Source organism: Actinoplanes sp. NPDC004185, from assembly GCF_053603475.1.
This window is the reverse complement of record NZ_JBSGFR010000076.1, coordinates 12,758-27,646: the sequence shown is the minus strand read 5'-3', so window position 1 is coordinate 27,646 and position 14,889 is coordinate 12,758. Positions and strand designations below refer to the sequence as shown.

Here is a 14,889-nt window from a genome sequence, read left to right as displayed (position 1 = left end):
GGGGATGGCCCACGCAGATATCAAGCCTGACGAGCTGCGTGGGCCATCCCCGCCCCCAAGCCCCCCAGCGCAACCAAAAAAGGCAAACAGAAAAACCCCGCACCCCTCGAAGAAGGGATGCGGGGTCACTCAGGCCGATCTCCGCCAGGCGATCGGCGGCCGGCGTCGCCGCCGGCAGGATGGTCTCAGAGCGGGCGAACCTGCTCCGCCTGAGGGCCCTTCTGGCCCTGGGCGATCTCGAACTCGACCCGCTGGTTCTCTTCCAGACTGCGGTAGCCGCTCGTCTGGATGGCCGAGAAGTGGACGAACACGTCAGCACCCCCGCCATCGACGGTGATAAAGCCGAAGCCCTTGTCTGCGTTGAACCACTTCACGGTTCCCTGCGCCATGCTGAACTCTCCTTCTGAAAATGCCGGCCCGGTGATGCGGGGCCGATGGTCGTTTCCGCGCAGCGGCCGCCGCGAGGGGCGGCGTTTCAGCAGGACGAGCCTCTGAACCACGTACACAAAAACTGGCCACACTGTACCCGAAGAACCAGCCCGAAAGCTGCCCCTCAGCCGAATCCCGTCGACTTGGACAGAACCGGAAAAGGCCTCCGGCGCCGCTTGAGCGGCGCCAGAGGCCTCGACGTACGTCTATGTAGGCGATCGATCAGTCGGGCCATTCCCCGGTGATCTTGCGAACGCCGGCGGCGCCGCCGCGGTCGACCAGTGCCTTGACCGTCGCGAAGATCGCGCCCTGCAGCGCGGCCGCGGCGATGATCTCGCCCCAGCCACGGTCCTCGTCGGTGGCGTTCGGGGCGTCGTCGTCCCCGGAGGCGAACTTCCAGATCTCCTTGAACACAAAGCCCGCGACCGCGCCGGCCCCGATGCCCAGCAACAGACCGACCGGCTTGTACGCCACCTTCTGAAGCTTGTTGCTCACTTACGCCTCCCGCGCACGATGAGGATGATGCCGACCAGCGCCACCCCGGCCGCCAGCACCGCGGCGAAGGGGATGGGGTTGCGCTGCACCTGGACGCGCGCGTCCTGCGCCTTGTCCAGGACGCCCGACTCCTTGACCTTGTCGAGGGCGCCGGACTCCTTCACCTTGTCACCGGCCAGGGCGACCTTGTCGCCGGCCTGCGCCTTGGCGGTGCGGACCTTCTCCGACGCGGCACCGACCGCAGCGGCCGCAGCCTCGCGGACCTTGCCGGTCGTCTCGTGCACCTGCGCCTTGGCCCGCTGCTTGGTCTGCTCGACCTGCTCCTTGGCCCGGGCTTTGACGTCCGCCTTGGCCGCGAGGGCCTGGACCGTCTCACCGAGCTCGGCGCGGGTCTGCTTGATGTCCTCGCGCAAGGCCGCCACGTCGGGCTTGCCTGCCGACGTGGACCCGTTCTTGTCACTCATGCCCGGCTCCTGCTCTTGATCGCGTGCTTGACCTCGTCGACGTCCGCCTTCGCACTGGCGATGGCGGCCGAGGGCTCCGGCGGGACCGCCTGGGTGACCTGCTTCTTGCCGAGCAGCGCCAGCACGCCGGCCGAGGCGAAGAGCACCACGGTCACGATCAGTGCGGCCAGCCACAGCGGCAGGAACAGGTCGAGGACGATGATCAGCGTGGCGAACAGCGCGCCGACGCCGTACAGGGCCAGCACCCCTCCGCCGCCGAACAGACCCACACCGATGCCGGCGTGCTTACCCTTCTCCGTGAGCTCTGCCTTCGCGAGCGCGATCTCATCCTTCACCAGGCGAGAGATCTGCTCGCTCGCCTTCTGTACCAATTCCGAGGTGGACTGGTCGGTCCCCGGACGGGCCGGGCTACCGTTCAGGACATCGGCCATGGTGTCCTCCTTTCCCAATGGAGCCTCTATGCCCTGCACAGGGCCTGGTCAATCCTCGCCTGCCGGAGCCGAAATTACTGCCTGATACCGGGCGTGGCGGGAGATGTCTGCTCTTCTGGACCACTGAAGGCCGCCGCCCGCTCGTCGCCGTCCCCGGCGCCGCTGAACACCCGGGCGTCGTCGCGGGCCGCGGTGTCGTCCGCCGGTGCAGCAACGGCGGGTGCGGGCAGTGTCCGCCCGCCCTGCGAGATGTCCGCGCGCAGCCGTGGCAACGAGTCCCGCCGGTGCTCGAAGACCCAGGTCACCAGGCGCTCGCGGACCAGGCAGCGCAGGTCCCACAGCGATCCCGCGTCGGGCGCGCTGACCAGGGCGCGGAGCCGGATCATGCCGCCGGTCGCCTCGGTCACCTGGAGCACGCAGACCCGGCCGTCCCACAGCTCGCTGCCCTCGCAGACGGCGCGCAGCTCGGCGCGCATCGGCTCGACCGGCGCCGACCAGTCGACGTCGATCTCCGCGGTGCCCAGCACAGCGGACCCGGTCCGGGTCCAGTTCTGGAACGGCTTGGTGGTGAAGTACGAGGTCGGCAGGATCAGCCGGCGGTCGTCCCAGATCTGCACCGCGACGTACGTCAGGGTCAGCTCCTCGATCCGGCCCCACTCCCCCTCGACGACCACCACGTCGTCGATGCGGACCGCGTCGCTGAAGGCGAGCTGCAGGCCGGCGATGAGGTTGCCCAGCGTGCTCTGGGCGGCGAGCGCGGCGATGACACTGACCACGCCGGCCGAGGCGAGCACGCTGGCGCCCAGCGCGCGGACGTCCGGGAAGGTCATCAGCATGACCCCGGCGGTCAGCACCACGATCGCGGCGATGGTGACCCGGCGCATTATCACGATCTGGGTCTTGACCCGGCGGGCCTTCATGTTGTCCGGGACGTCGACCCGCCAGCGGGCCAGGGCGACGTCCTCCAGCACGAGCAGCAGCGCGCCGACGAGCCAGGCGACCGAGGCGATCACCAGCAGGACGAGGGCGTGCAGCACCCCGTCCCGGCCCGTGAACTCACCGGCGAAGGTGCGGACGGCCTGCTGCATGGCATAGATGGTGACGCTGGTCAGGAACGGCTTGTGTGCCGTGGCGGCCAGGTCGCTGAGCAGAGTCGAGCGGCGCCCGAGCCGTTTGACGACCCAGTGCACCGCCTCGACCAGGACGATCGCCGCACCCGCCGCGATGACGACGGCGAGCAGGGCGGTGAGCACGCTGGTCACGGATTCCCTCTCCACGATTCAGGGGTCGTTGCCAGCGCTCTACCTTGCCCTGCCCGCCTGTGCGAAGACACGTCTTCCACCCGCTTCGAGCTCGGTCGTGCGTCACACCTTGCGGTAGCGAGCCTGCGAGAAGCAGTAGACACCGAAGGCCGCGATGCCCAGCGCGACCAGGCCCAGCAGCCACGGGCCGTACGACTGCTCGGCCAGCAGGCGCAGCGCCGCGTCCAGACCGCGGGCCTTCTCCGCGTCGTAGGTCACGGCCGCGGCCACGATCAGGCCGCCGGCGATCGCGTACGCGACGCCCTTGGCCGAATAGCCGGCGACACCGAGGCGACGCGTGGTCTTGCGGACGCTCGGGCTCATCTGCTGGGTGTTGAGCTTCTTCTCGAACTTCTTGGTGACGCCGTAGATCACCAGGCCGACGCCGACGCCGACCACCACGAGCCCGATCAGTCCGACCAGCCAGCGCCCGCCGGTGTTGGCCATCAGGCCGGCCGCGCCCTTCTCCTGCTTGTCGCCGGTGGAGGCGTTGGCGCCCTGCAGCACCCGGATGGCGATCCAGGCGAATGACAGGTAGATCACCGCGCGGGCGCCGGAGACGATGCGCTCGGCGAGCGCCGCCTTGTCCTGCGGGCCGCTCTGACCGATGGCAGCCTCGAAGGCCTGCCAGATGGCCAGGGCGATCATGCCGATCACGGCGATGACCAGCATCGTCTTCCCGAACGGCTTGCCGGCCAGGCTCTGCAGCGCGCCGGACTGGTCGCTCTCACCCTTCGAGTCACCCAGGGCGACCTGCAGCGCCAGCCAGGCGAAGAGCAGGTGGATGACGCCGTACACGATGAAGCCACCGCGGGCGAGATATTCGAGGGGTTTGCTGTCGGCAGCACGCGACGCTGTGCTCCGGGCTTGCTGGGTGGCAGACATGCTGCTCAGATTGACCTGGGGCACCATTTTTGAAACCTGCCACCAGTGCCACCCGGCGTGTGCTAGCGGGAGACCTGGAAGCCGATCTGGTCGGCCGTGATGCTGTCCAGCGACACCTGCAGGCCACCGACGTTCACGGCCTGCTGTCCCTTGGTGAGCTGCACCTGCTCGCCGGCCACCTCGAGGGTGACGGTGTTGGCGTCGGCGCTGACGAACTTGGCCTCCACGCCGAGCACGCTGGCGCTCGCGCTGGTGCTGCGGTCGAGGGTCACGGTGCACTGGTCCAGGCCGCAGTCGACGTTGTCGCTGCCGCATCCGGCGAGCAGGGTCAGACCGAGGACGGCCGAGGTGAACAGGGCGGCGATGCGCGGTGCTGCGGTGTTCATCACCCGATCAAGAGTACGGGCCACAAGCCACCCTAGGCTGGCAGGATGGACGTCACCGTGCAGGACAACCCCGCCCGCCACCGCTTCGAGATCCTGCTCGACGGCGAGGTCGGCGGGTTCGCCGACTACCGCGAGCGCGACGGCGCCGTGGTCGTCGTGCACAGCGAGGTGGACCCCGCGCACCGGGGCAAGGGCCTGGGCAGCGTGCTGGCCGCGCAGACCCTGGACGCCCTCCGGGCACGCGGGGCGAAGGTCGTCCCCGCCTGCCCGTTCTTCGCGCGCTACGTCGCGGACCACTCCCAGTACGACGACATCATTGCCTGAGCGGCCCGCGACCTCCTTCAGGCGGCGAGGGCCGGCGACGCGAGCTGCGGCACCGAGGAACCGGCGATGATCTCGGCGGCGGCCTGACCGCAGGCACGGGTGGCACCGTAGGTCGCCAGGTGCACCCCGCCGCTCACCGCGACCGGCACGCCCATCTCCACCACGATCGCGTCGGGGCGTACCGCGAGCGTGTCCCGCAGGGCGCCGGCGATCCACGGGTGCCGGTGCGCGTCCCGGACGACCAGGACCAGCGGGCGACCGTCGGCTCCGGCCAGGACCGGCGTCGCCGGGTCACTCACCCCGGCCAGGTCCTCGGCGCTGAGCCGGATCGAGGTGGTGCCGGGCAGCAGGTTGCCCAGCGGCGCCCCGACTCCCCACGGCGTCTCGGCGCCGATCGCGATGTTGCGGGCCGGCGCGAACTCGACCACGTGCGGCGCACAGCTCAGCGGCAGTTCGGGGGCGGCCGCGCCGGTGGTGACCTTGACGGCGCGCCGGGCGGCGGCCTGGCCGACGGCCGACCCGCCGATGACGGCGACCTCGTGTGCGGTGGAGCCGGCGACCTCCGCGACGGCGCGGGCCCCGATGGCGGTCTGCGTCTCCAGCGTCCAGGTGGCCAGCTTGCGGACCCGGGCGGCGGCGTCGCGCAGGCGCTCCTCGCTCAGCTCACCGCTGCGCACCGCGGCGACGATGGCGTCCCGCAGCCGCACGGCGGTGTGCTCGTCGGCGTGGTCGCCGCCGACACAGATGGCGTCGGCCCCGGCGGCCAGCGCCCGCACGGTGGCGCCTTCGAGCCCGTAGGTGCGGCGTACGCCCTGCATCTCGATGCCGTCGGTGACGATCAGGCCCTGGAAGCCGAGCTCTTCGCGCAGCAGACCGGTGAGGATGCGCCGGCTCAGCGTCGCGGGCAGGTCCGGGTCGTACGCGGGGACCAGCAGGTGCCCGGTCATGACCGACTGCACGCCGGCGGCGATGGCGGCCTTGAACGGCACCAGCTCCACCTCGGCGAGCCGCTCCCGGCTGCGGTCGATCAGCGGTACGTCGTGGTGCGAGTCGACGGCGGTGTCACCGTGGCCCGGGAAGTGCTTGGCGCAGGCGGCGACGCCGGCCTCCTGCAGGCCGCTGATCCAGGCCGCGCCGTGGCGGGCCACGAGACCGGGCTCGGCGCCGAACGCGCGTACCCCGATGATGGGGTTGTCCGGGTTGCTGTTGACGTCGGTGTCCGGGGCGTAGTCGAGCGTGATGCCCGCGTGGGCCAGCTCGAGGCCCAGGTCGCGGGCGACGGCGTGGGTCAGCTCGGCGTCGTCGATCGCGCCCAGGCCCAGGTTGCCGGGCCGGGAGCTGCCGTGCCGCGACTCGAAGCGGGTGACGTCACCGGCCTCCTCGTCGATGGCCACGATGACGTCCGGGCGTTCGGCGCGCAGCTGGGCGGTCAGGGCCGCGACCTGTGCGGGTGTCTCGACGTTGCGGGCGAACAGGGCGACGCCGCCCAGCCCGTCCGCGAGCCAGCGACGGACCCAGTCGGGCACAGCGGTGCCTTCGAACCCGGGCTGCAACACCGTCGCGGCGAGAACTGGCAAATCGCCATGATTCGGCATGTGTCCGCGTACCTCCGGTGACGACGAATACGCGCTCAGCGAGCACGTCCCCCAACGTGATCGACCGACAACCGTCATGGGCGCGGCGACGACCTATGGTCACCCACTTCAGGGCTTTAGTCAACAAACCTTTCTATTAAGCGAACTTAAAGTGTTGAGCCGCTTGCCCGCCTCGCTAAGCTTCCCGGGTGCGGACACAGTGGGCGACCCCCGTCCTGGCGGCCTCCGGCGTGGACTGGTCCGAGGTGCACGCGGTGCGCCTGCTCGGCGTCGCGCTCGGGGCCCTGATCCTGCTCTGGGCCATCCGCCGGATGTTCGGCGGCAAATAACCGGGGTATCCGCCCGGTATGCGAATCGGATATTTCCTGTCCAGCGAGGAATACACCCCCGCGGAGCTCATCGAGCAGGCCAAGGGCGCCGAGCGCGCCGGCTTCTCCGCCCTGTGGATCTCCGACCACTACCACCCGTGGGTCGACGCCCAGGGGCAGAGCGCGTTCGTCTGGTCCACCATCGGTGCCCTCAGCCAGGCCTGCTCGCTGCCCATCACCACCGCGGTCACCTGCCCGACCGTCCGCATCCACCCCGCCGTGATCGCCCAGGCCGCCGCGACCAGCGCGGTGCTGACCGGCGGGAAGTTCCGGCTCGGCATCGGCACCGGTGAGGCCCTCAACGAGCACATCTTCGGCGACGCCTGGCCCGAGGCCGACGTGCGCCTGGAGATGCTGGAGGAGGCCGTCGAGATCATGCGCGAGCTGTGGAAGGGCGGCACGGTGTCGCACCGCGGCAAGCACTACACGGTCGAGAACGCCCGGATCTACACGCTGCCGGAGAAGCCGGTCGAGATCCTCATGTCCGGCTTCGGCCCCAAGGCCACCTCGGTGGCGGCGCGGATCGCCGAGGGCTACATCAGCACGATGCCCGACGGCGACATGGTCCAGCAGTTCCGCAACGAGGGCGGCGGCGACCGTACCTGTCAGGCCGGTTTCAAGGCGGCGTTCGCCACCAGCGAGGAGGAGGGCGCCCGGATCGCGTACGAGAAGTGGCCCAACGCCGGCGTGCCCGGCGAGCTCTCCCAGGTCCTGCCCTCGCCCAAGCATTTCGAGCAGGCGTCGGAGCTGGTCACCCAGGACATGATCAAGGAGGCCTTCGTCTGCGGCAACGACCCGGCGGCCCACCTGGAGATGCTCGACAAGTACGCCCAGGCCGGCTTCGACGAGGTCTACGTGGCCAACACCGGCCCGCATTACCAGGGCCTGTTCGATCTCTACGCCGAGCACATCCTGCCCAAGCACTCGTAGCGTTTGGGTGTCACACCCGTGGGGCACAATGGCCGCTCGATGAAGCTACCGATCTACGGCCCGCGCCTGCGCAAGGTCGCCCGCAAGCACTTCGGGTGGCCCGACCTGCGCCCCGGCCAGTTCAAGCCCATGCGGGCCGTGCTGCGCCGCCACGACGCCCTCGTCGTCCTGCCCACCGGCGCCGGCAAATCGGCGATCTACCAGATCCCAGCGGTCCTGCTGCCCGGGCCGACAGTGGTGATCTCACCACTGCTGGCCCTGCAGCAGGACCAGATCGCCGCCCTCAACGAGCGGGACGACGCCGCCGTGCGGGCCGTGCGGGTCAGCTCGGCCGAGACCCCCAACCAGCAGCGCGAGGCGATCCGGGAGATCCAGGAAGGCCGCGCCGAGTTCCTGTTCATCACCCCGGAGCAGCTGGCCAACCCGGAGCGGCTGGCCGAGGTCCGGGCGCTGCGCCCGGGCCTGGTGGCGATCGACGAGGCGCACTGCATCTCCGCCTGGGGCCACGACTTCCGCCCGGAATACCTCTCCCTCGGGCATCTGATCAGGGGCCTGGGCCGGCCGCCGGTGCTGGCGCTGACCGCCACCGCCTCGCCGCCGGTCCGCGACGACATCATCGCCCGGCTGCACCTCGACAAGCCCGAGATCCACGTCTCCGGCCTGGACCGGCAGAACCTGTTCCTCGAGGTCGCGTACTGCCCGGACGAGGCGTACCGGTGGCGCCGGCTCACCGCGCTGCTGGACGAGACCGAGCGGCCGGGGATCATCTACGTGGCGACCCGGCGGGCCGCCGAGGAGCTCACCGAGCGCCTGACCGAGGCCGGCTACAGCGCCACCTTTTACCACGGCGGGATGGCCGGCGGCGCCCGCGAGCAGGCCCACGAGGACTTCCTCGCCGACAAGGTCGACATCATGGTGGCCACGTCGGCGTTCGGCATGGGCATCGACAAGCCCAACATCCGCTGGGTCGCGCATGTCGCCCTGCCCGACTCCCCGGACAGCTACTTCCAGGAGATCGGCCGGATGGGCCGCGACGGCGAGCCGAGCCGGGCGCTGCTGCTGTGGCGCTCCGAGGACGAGGCGATCCAGCGCTTCTTCACCGGCGGCTCACCCGAGGTGGCCGAGATCCGCGAGCTGGCCGCCGCCCTGCGGGCCGGACCGGCCACCAAGACCGCGCTGAAGGAGAAGACCGGCCTCGGGCCGCGCAAGCTGGGTCAGCTGCTGAGCCTGCTGGAGCAGGTCGGCGCCGCGGTCGCCGGCGGCGGCAACAAGTGGACGGTCCCGGTCTTCGCCCCGCTGCCCGCCGCGGCGGCCGAGGCCGCCGTCGCCGAGCACGAGCGCCAGCAGGTCGTGCAGCGCTCCCGCACGGACATGATGCGCGCGTACGCGCAGAGCAACGCGTGTCGCTCCCAGACCCTGCTGGCCTACTTCGGCGAGGATCTCGCCGAGCGTTGCGGGCACTGCGACAACTGCGCCGAGGGCGTGGCCGAGGAGACCGAGGAGGAGACCGGCGACGAGCCGTTCGCCGTGCACAGCACGGTGCGGCACGCCGAGTGGGGTCCCGGCATGGTGATGGGGTACGAGGAGGATCGCATGACCGTGCTCTTCGACGAGGTCGGCTACAAGACCCTCTCGGTGCCGGTCGTCCAGGAGCACGCGCTGCTGGTCGCTGAGAAGAAGAAGTGAGTGAGGATTACCGTGACCGACGAACCGTTGTACGCCACGTTCGGCTTCACCGACGCCGAGTGGGGGCTGCTGGTCGGCCTTCCGCAGTCGGTGCTGACCGCCGCGAGCGTGGCGACGCACGACAGTGCCCGTAAGACCCGGGCCGAGACGGCTGCCGGTCTCGACCAGATCTCCGACGCGCGGGGCTCGGCCAGCCGGCTGGTCACCGCGATCGCCACGGCGGTCCTGGACCAGACCGGCGACCCGGACCGGGGCGAGGAGCTGCCGGCCATCGAGCCGGCCGACCCGGTGGGCTACGGCCAGGACGTGGTGAACCGCGCCGCCGAGGCGTCCGCGCTGCTGGCCGTCAAGGCCGACCCGGCGGACGCGGAGACGTACAAGCACTGGCTGGTCGAGATCGCCGAGAGCGTGGTCGGTGCGGCCTCGTCCGGTGGCGTGCTGGGCATCGGCGGCGACGTCGTGACCGACAACGAGCGCGCCTTCCGCGACGCCCTGGCCAAGGCCCTGGCCGACTGATCCCCCGGCCCGGGGCCGCGCCGGAGACCTGGTGACCGGCGGGGCCCCGGGCCGGCCCGCGTACGGGTGGGCCGCCGGCGGCGCGGGTGGGATGCTCAGCTCATGGTGGTCGACGAGTCCGCGTGGACGCGACCGGCGGTGGCGCTGCGGCCGTACGTCGCGCACTACTCCGGCTGGCGGCAGTGCGGGGTGCCGCCGGTGACCCACCGGGGGTTGCCCTCGCCGTACCTGACGCTCGTGCTCACCCTCGACGACCCGCTGGTCGTGCACGCCCACCCGGACAGCCGCCAGGCGCCGGGCCGCTATGACGCCCTGCTCGGCGGCCTGCACCTGGCCCCCGCCCTGATCGCCCACGGCGGCCGCCAGTCCGGTGTCCAGGTGGCCGTGCATCCACTCGGCTGCCGCACCCTGTTCGGCCTGCCCGCCGGTGAGCTGGCCGGCCTGGACCTCGACCTCGCCGACGTGCTCGGCGGCCTGGGCGTCGAGCGGCTGCGGGCCCGGCTGCTGGCCGCCCGGAGCTGGCCCGACCGCTTCGCGGCCCTGGACGCCGCCCTGCTGGCCCGCGTCCGGCGCCACGAGGCTGAGGTGCATCCCGACGTCTCGTACGCGTTCGGTCGCCTGCTCGCCACCGGCGGCCGGCTGCCGGTCCGCGACCTGGCCGGCGAGGTCGGCTGGAGTCCGCGCCACCTGACCGACCGGTTCCGGGTCGAGACCGGCCTCGGGCTCAAGGAGGCGGCCCGGGTGGTCCGCTTCGACCGGGCCCGGCGCCGGCTGACCCCGGGCACGCCGCTGGCCCGGCTCGCCGCCGACACCGGCTTCTACGACCAGGCGCACCTGGCCCGCGAGTTCCGGTCCCTGGCCGGCTGCTCACCGTCGCGGTGGCTGGCCGACGAGTTCACTTTCGTCCAAGACCATCCGCGCTCCGGCGCGCAGGATGAGGGGCATGACTGATCCGAAGACCCCGCCACCGCAGGTGTGGCCCACCCTGCGGGCCCGCGACGCCCGAGCCCTGATCCGTTTCCTCGTCGACGCCTTCGGCTTCGTGGAGGTCGCCGTCTACGGCGAGGGCGACCAGGTCGCCCACGCCGAGCTGGCCTGGCCCCCGGGCGGCGGCATCATGCTCGGCTCGCACCGCGACGACCCGGACGACCCGTGGGCGCTGCGGCCGGGCACCTTCGGCGCGTACGTGGTCACCGACGACCCGGACGGCCTGCACGACCGGGCCGTGAAGGCCGGGGCGACCGTCGTCCGGGAGCTCAACGTGACCGACTACGGCTCGCGCGACTTCGCCGTCCGCGACCCCGAGGGCAACCTGTGGTCGTTCGGCACCTACCGCGGCGAGCCGGTGCCGGCGGCGTAACGCAGCACGACCGCGCCGCCGTCGAACGGCCGGCTCTCCACCAGCCGCAGCGCCCGCCCGGCGGTGGCGTGGTCGACCAGTCCCGGCAGCCTAGGGTGCGTCCCGGCCGAGCAGGCCCCGGGCATAGGCCGCCGCGACCGCCGCCGCGCGGTCGCGGACGCCGAGCTTCGCGTACGCGTGCAGCAGATGCGTCTTCACCGTCGCCTCGCTGATGAACAGGCGGCTCGCGGTCTCCCGGTTGGAGCAGCCCTGCGCGATCAGGCCCAGCACCTCCAGTTCGCGCTGGCTCAGCTCCTCGCGGGCCGGGGAGCGCAGCTCGCCCATCAGCCGCCCGGCCACCGCCGGGGACAGCACCGACTCGCCGCGGTACGCCGCCGACACCGCCCGGAACAGCTCCTCCCGGGGTACGTCCTTGAGCAGGTAACCGGTCGCACCCGCCTTGATCGCCGGCAGGACGTCGCTGTCCGTGTCGTACGTGGTCAGCACCAGCACCCGGGCCGGCACGCCCTGATCGCGCAGCGCCCGGATGGCTGTCACGCCGTCCATGCCCGGCATCCGCAGGTCCATCAGCACCACGTCGGGCTGGACCGCCCGGGCCACCGCCAGCGCCTCGGTGCCGTCGGCCGCCTCGCCCAGCACCCGGAAGCGTTCGTCGCCGGCGAACATGCCGCGCAGGCCGTCGCGGACCACCGGGTGGTCGTCGACGATCAGCAGACCGATCATGCGGCGGCCGCCACGGTCAGCGCCGGTACGCAGGCCGAGATCGCCGTGCCCGCGCCCGGTTCCGACTCCACCTCCAGGGTGCCCGCGATCCGCCGTACCCGTTCCCGCATGGCCGTCAGGCCGTAGCCGCCGTCGTATCCCTGCGTGCGGCTGTGCGCCGGGTCGAAGCCGGTGCCGTCGTCGCGGACGTCCAGCGTCACCACGTCCTCCATGTAGGACAGGGTCAGCGCGACCCGGTCCGCGCCCGCGTGCCGGGCCACGTTGGCCAGCGCCTCCTGGGCGGTGCGCAGCAGGGTCGCCTCGATCTCCGGCAGCAGGGGTCGCGCGGTGCCGGTGGTGATCAGCTGGGCGGCCACCCCGTGGCGGGCCGCCCAGCCGTCGACCACCTCGCCCAGCGCCTCCGGCAGAGCTGCCTGCGCGAGGGGCTGCGGGCGCAGCGCCTGCACCGAGCGACGGGCCTCGGTGAGGCTGTCGCGGGCCAGCTGTTTCGCGGTGTCCAGGTGCCGGCGGCGGTCGCTCTCCCGGCCGGCTGCCTGGTCGGCCGCCTCCAGTTGGGTGACGATGCCGGTCAGCCCCTGGGCCAGCACGTCGTGGATCTCCCCGGCCATCCGCTGGCGCTCGTCCAGGATGCCGGCCTCGCGGGCCTGCACCAGCAGCTGCTCGTGCAGGCCGGCGTTCTCGGTCAGCGCCCGGGCCAGCTTGTCGTTGGCCTCGGTGAGCCGGTGCAGCATCTCGGCCCGCCGGGTCGCGTGGTCGCTGTTCATGATGGACAGCATGGTCATCGTCACCGCGATGCCGATGTTGAAGGCCAGCAGGATGACGAACGCGACCCAGATGCCGGTGGCCCGAAGGTTGCCGAAGCCGCCGACCTGCGAGACCGCGGTGCAGCAGGCGACCGCGGCCGCGCCGGCCAGCCGCCACCGGCCGCGCAGGCTGGGGACGGCGTAGAGGTAGCCGGTCCAGGCGAAGAAGCCGTAGATCGGGTGACACCACACCAGCAGCGCGATCAGCACCAGCAGGCCGGCGAAGAACACGACTCCGGTGCGCGGGCGGTCCTGCCATCCGGGGCGCAGCGTCACCATGCCGAGCAGCCAGGCGGTCGTGACCGCCACGACGGTGAAGGTGAGCGGCAGCCCCTGGCGGGGCAGGCCGAGGTCACCGGCCACGACCACCATCACGGTCGAGCCGAACAACGCCACGTACGGCATCAGCAGCATCCGCCGATCGGCCCGGCGCTGCCGGATCTCCAGCCGGTTCACCTCGGACATCGCCCTCACTCCCAGCGGAACAGTCTGGCCGCCGCCAGCCCGAACACCAGCATGTACGCCACCAGCACGGTAAGCGATCCCCAGGCCGGCCACTGCCCGCTCATCGCGTCCTGCACCGCCCGCTCGCCCGCACCCAGCGGCGTCAGGTCCGCGATCCGCCGCAGCACCTCGGGAAACACCTCGCGCGGGGTCCACAGCCCGGCGAAGAACATGAACGGGAAGAACAGCAGCGTGCCGATGGTGTTGGCCGCCTTGCCCCCGGGCGCCACCGCGGCGACGAACAGCCCGATGGCGAACGCGGCACCGGCGGTGGCCAGGAAAGCGACCACGAAACCGGCCGCCTGCCGGGGCAGCGCCACGTCGAAGACCAGCCGGCCGACCAGCAGCAGCAGGACCACCGAGCCGACGGCGGTCAGCAGGCTCATCACCAGCTGGGCGCCGAGCAGCGCGACGGGCCGGGCCGGGGTGGTGGCCAGCCGGCGCAGGATCCCCCGCTCCCGGTACGTGGCCAGCACCATCGGCGCCACCTGCAACGCGAGCGAGGCCAGGGTCAGGATGATCGCGATGGCCACGTACAGGTCGACCACGCGCAGGCCACCGAGGTCGGCGCTGGGCTCCCGGAACGGCGGTACGCAACCGAGGATGACCACCAGCAGCGACGGAAAGACGAAGATCCAGAACAGCTGCATCGGCTCGCGCAGCAGCAACCGGAACTCCGACCGGGTCAGTTTGGCGAAGACATGCATCAGGACTGCTCCCCCGGGTCGGCGCGCCCGGTCAGCCGGACGAACGCGTCGTCCAGGCTGGCCTGCTCGACGCGCAGGTCGTTGGCGATGATCCGGTGCGCGGCCAGGGCCGCCGTGACGGCGTGCAGCACGTTGCCCTCGCCGATCACCTCGAGCTGGGTGCCGTGCCGGCGGACCTCGCGGACCTCGGCCAGGCCGGTGAGCACGCTGTCGTCCAGCGGTACGGACGGCCGGAAGCGGATCCGCTGCTCGGCGGAGACCCGGGCGACCAGTCCAGCCGGGGTGTCGAGAGCCACGACCGCGCCCGCGTCGATCAGGGCGACCCGGTCGCAGAGCCGCTCGGCCTCCTCCATGAAGTGGGTGACCAGCAGCACCGTGACCCCGCGGTCGCGGACGGACTCGACCAGCTCCCAGGTGTCCCGCCGGGCCTGCGGGTCCAGGCCGGTGGTGAGCTCGTCCAGGATCGCGATGGCCGGGTTGCCGATCAGGGCCAGCGCGATGGACAGGCGCTGCTTCTGCCCGCCGGAGAGCTTGCCGTAGCGGGTGGTCAGCTTGCTGCCGAGGCCGAGCTCGTCGGCGAGGCGGCGCCAGTCGGCCGGCTCGGGGTAGAACGCGGCGTACAGCTCCAGGGCCTCGCCGGCGGTCATCTTCTCGGCGAGCCGGCTCTCCTGCAGCTGCACACCGACCAGCCGGCGCAGCTCGGGGTCGCGCGGATCTCGGTCCAGCACGGTGATCGTGCCGGCGTCCGGCGTACGCAGCCCGGCGATGGACTCGACGGTGGTGGTCTTGCCGGCGCCGTTCGGGCCCAGGACGCCGAAGATCTCACCGCGCTCGACGGTGAACGACACGTCCCGGACCGCCACGGTATCGCCGTAACGTTTCTGCAGGTGGTCGACGGTGATGACTGTCATGAGTCCAGCGTCGCAGCGGACGCCGGGCGGCGAATCGACCAGCTCGCGAGTCCACCGGTCAACCGATCGGT

19 protein-coding genes are annotated in these 14,889 nt (G+C 71.7%); 7 read left to right on the top strand and 12 right to left on the bottom strand.

Annotated elements, in window-relative coordinates:
- Positions 1-185: 185 nt before the first annotated feature.
- The 7 genes from ACWEOZ_RS41645 to ACWEOZ_RS41615 form a co-directional block, all read right to left on the bottom strand.
- Positions 186-389, bottom strand: a complete 204-nt coding sequence (locus tag ACWEOZ_RS41645; protein WP_007458127.1) for a cold-shock protein — start codon at positions 387-389, stop codon at positions 186-188.
- Between the two features lie 262 nt (positions 390-651).
- Positions 652-924 (bottom strand): DUF4235 domain-containing protein, encoded by a 273-nt coding sequence (locus ACWEOZ_RS41640; RefSeq protein ID WP_360821605.1) that lies wholly within the window; start codon positions 922-924, stop codon positions 652-654.
- Complete coding sequence (locus tag ACWEOZ_RS41635; RefSeq protein ID WP_451916198.1) at positions 921-1,388, bottom strand: DUF3618 domain-containing protein; 468 nt, start codon at positions 1,386-1,388, stop codon at positions 921-923. Before ACWEOZ_RS41635 ends, ACWEOZ_RS41640 begins: the two co-directional genes overlap by 4 nt.
- Positions 1,385-1,819 (bottom strand): phage holin family protein, encoded by a 435-nt coding sequence (locus ACWEOZ_RS41630; RefSeq protein ID WP_360553347.1) that lies wholly within the window; start codon positions 1,817-1,819, stop codon positions 1,385-1,387. Before ACWEOZ_RS41630 ends, ACWEOZ_RS41635 begins: the two co-directional genes overlap by 4 nt.
- A gap of 74 nt (positions 1,820-1,893) precedes the next feature.
- Positions 1,894-3,081, bottom strand: coding sequence for a mechanosensitive ion channel family protein (locus tag ACWEOZ_RS41625; RefSeq protein ID WP_451916197.1), 1,188 nt, complete (start codon positions 3,079-3,081; stop codon positions 1,894-1,896).
- A gap of 102 nt (positions 3,082-3,183) precedes the next feature.
- Positions 3,184-4,005 (bottom strand): DUF1206 domain-containing protein, encoded by an 822-nt coding sequence (locus ACWEOZ_RS41620; RefSeq protein ID WP_451916196.1) that lies wholly within the window; start codon positions 4,003-4,005, stop codon positions 3,184-3,186.
- Positions 4,006-4,067: 62 nt separating this feature from the next.
- The gene (locus ACWEOZ_RS41615; protein WP_451916200.1) at positions 4,068-4,391 is read right to left on the bottom strand and encodes a hypothetical protein; all 324 of its coding nucleotides are present in this window, start codon (positions 4,389-4,391) and stop codon (positions 4,068-4,070) included.
- Between the two features lie 45 nt (positions 4,392-4,436).
- Here ACWEOZ_RS41615 and ACWEOZ_RS41610 point away from each other — a divergent pair, with 45 nt between their 5' ends.
- On the top strand, positions 4,437-4,715 hold the full coding sequence (locus ACWEOZ_RS41610) for a GNAT family N-acetyltransferase (protein WP_451916195.1): 279 nt from the start codon (positions 4,437-4,439) through the stop codon (positions 4,713-4,715).
- A gap of 17 nt (positions 4,716-4,732) precedes the next feature.
- Here the strand turns inward: ACWEOZ_RS41610 and ACWEOZ_RS41605 are convergent, their stop codons facing one another.
- A complete protein-coding gene (locus ACWEOZ_RS41605; protein ID WP_451916194.1) occupies positions 4,733-6,310 on the bottom strand; it encodes a glycoside hydrolase family 3 protein in 1,578 nt (525 codons plus the stop codon).
- Between the two features lie 188 nt (positions 6,311-6,498).
- Here ACWEOZ_RS41605 and ACWEOZ_RS41600 point away from each other — a divergent pair, with 188 nt between their 5' ends.
- The 6 genes from ACWEOZ_RS41600 to ACWEOZ_RS41575 all read left to right on the top strand — a co-directional run bounded on the left by ACWEOZ_RS41600 (position 6,499) and on the right by ACWEOZ_RS41575 (position 11,170).
- A complete protein-coding gene (locus ACWEOZ_RS41600; protein ID WP_433720108.1) occupies positions 6,499-6,639 on the top strand; it encodes a hypothetical protein in 141 nt (46 codons plus the stop codon).
- Between the two features lie 18 nt (positions 6,640-6,657).
- Positions 6,658-7,608, top strand: coding sequence for a TIGR03557 family F420-dependent LLM class oxidoreductase (locus ACWEOZ_RS41595; protein ID WP_451916193.1), 951 nt, complete (start codon positions 6,658-6,660; stop codon positions 7,606-7,608).
- A gap of 39 nt (positions 7,609-7,647) precedes the next feature.
- Positions 7,648-9,294, top strand: coding sequence for a RecQ family ATP-dependent DNA helicase (locus tag ACWEOZ_RS41590; RefSeq protein ID WP_451916192.1), 1,647 nt, complete (start codon positions 7,648-7,650; stop codon positions 9,292-9,294).
- A 12-nt stretch (positions 9,295-9,306) separates the two neighbouring features.
- The gene (locus ACWEOZ_RS41585) at positions 9,307-9,810 is read left to right on the top strand and encodes a hypothetical protein (protein ID WP_451916199.1); all 504 of its coding nucleotides are present in this window, start codon (positions 9,307-9,309) and stop codon (positions 9,808-9,810) included.
- Between the two features lie 102 nt (positions 9,811-9,912).
- Positions 9,913-10,761, top strand: a complete 849-nt coding sequence (locus tag ACWEOZ_RS41580) for a helix-turn-helix domain-containing protein (RefSeq protein WP_451916191.1) — start codon at positions 9,913-9,915, stop codon at positions 10,759-10,761.
- Entirely contained in the window at positions 10,754-11,170 is a 417-nt protein-coding gene (locus tag ACWEOZ_RS41575; RefSeq protein WP_451916190.1) for a VOC family protein, read from the top strand. Before ACWEOZ_RS41580 ends, ACWEOZ_RS41575 begins: the two co-directional genes overlap by 8 nt.
- Positions 11,171-11,260: 90 nt before the next feature.
- Here ACWEOZ_RS41575 and ACWEOZ_RS41570 read toward each other — a convergent pair whose 3' ends face one another.
- From ACWEOZ_RS41570 to ACWEOZ_RS41555, 4 genes are read right to left on the bottom strand one after another with little or no spacing between them, the layout of a single operon-like run.
- A complete protein-coding gene (locus ACWEOZ_RS41570) occupies positions 11,261-11,893 on the bottom strand; it encodes a response regulator (protein ID WP_451916189.1) in 633 nt (210 codons plus the stop codon).
- Positions 11,890-13,161 carry a sensor histidine kinase gene (locus tag ACWEOZ_RS41565; protein ID WP_451916188.1) on the bottom strand — a complete coding sequence of 424 codons (1,272 nt, stop codon included), beginning with the start codon at positions 13,159-13,161 and terminating at the stop codon, positions 11,890-11,892. The genes ACWEOZ_RS41570 and ACWEOZ_RS41565 overlap by 4 nt, the downstream gene beginning before the upstream one ends.
- 5 nt (positions 13,162-13,166) lie before the next feature.
- Entirely contained in the window at positions 13,167-13,907 is a 741-nt protein-coding gene (locus ACWEOZ_RS41560; RefSeq protein ID WP_451916187.1) for an ABC transporter permease, read from the bottom strand.
- Complete coding sequence (locus tag ACWEOZ_RS41555) at positions 13,907-14,818, bottom strand: ABC transporter ATP-binding protein (protein ID WP_451916186.1); 912 nt, start codon at positions 14,816-14,818, stop codon at positions 13,907-13,909. The genes ACWEOZ_RS41560 and ACWEOZ_RS41555 overlap by 1 nt, the downstream gene beginning before the upstream one ends.
- Positions 14,819-14,889 lie beyond the last annotated feature (71 nt).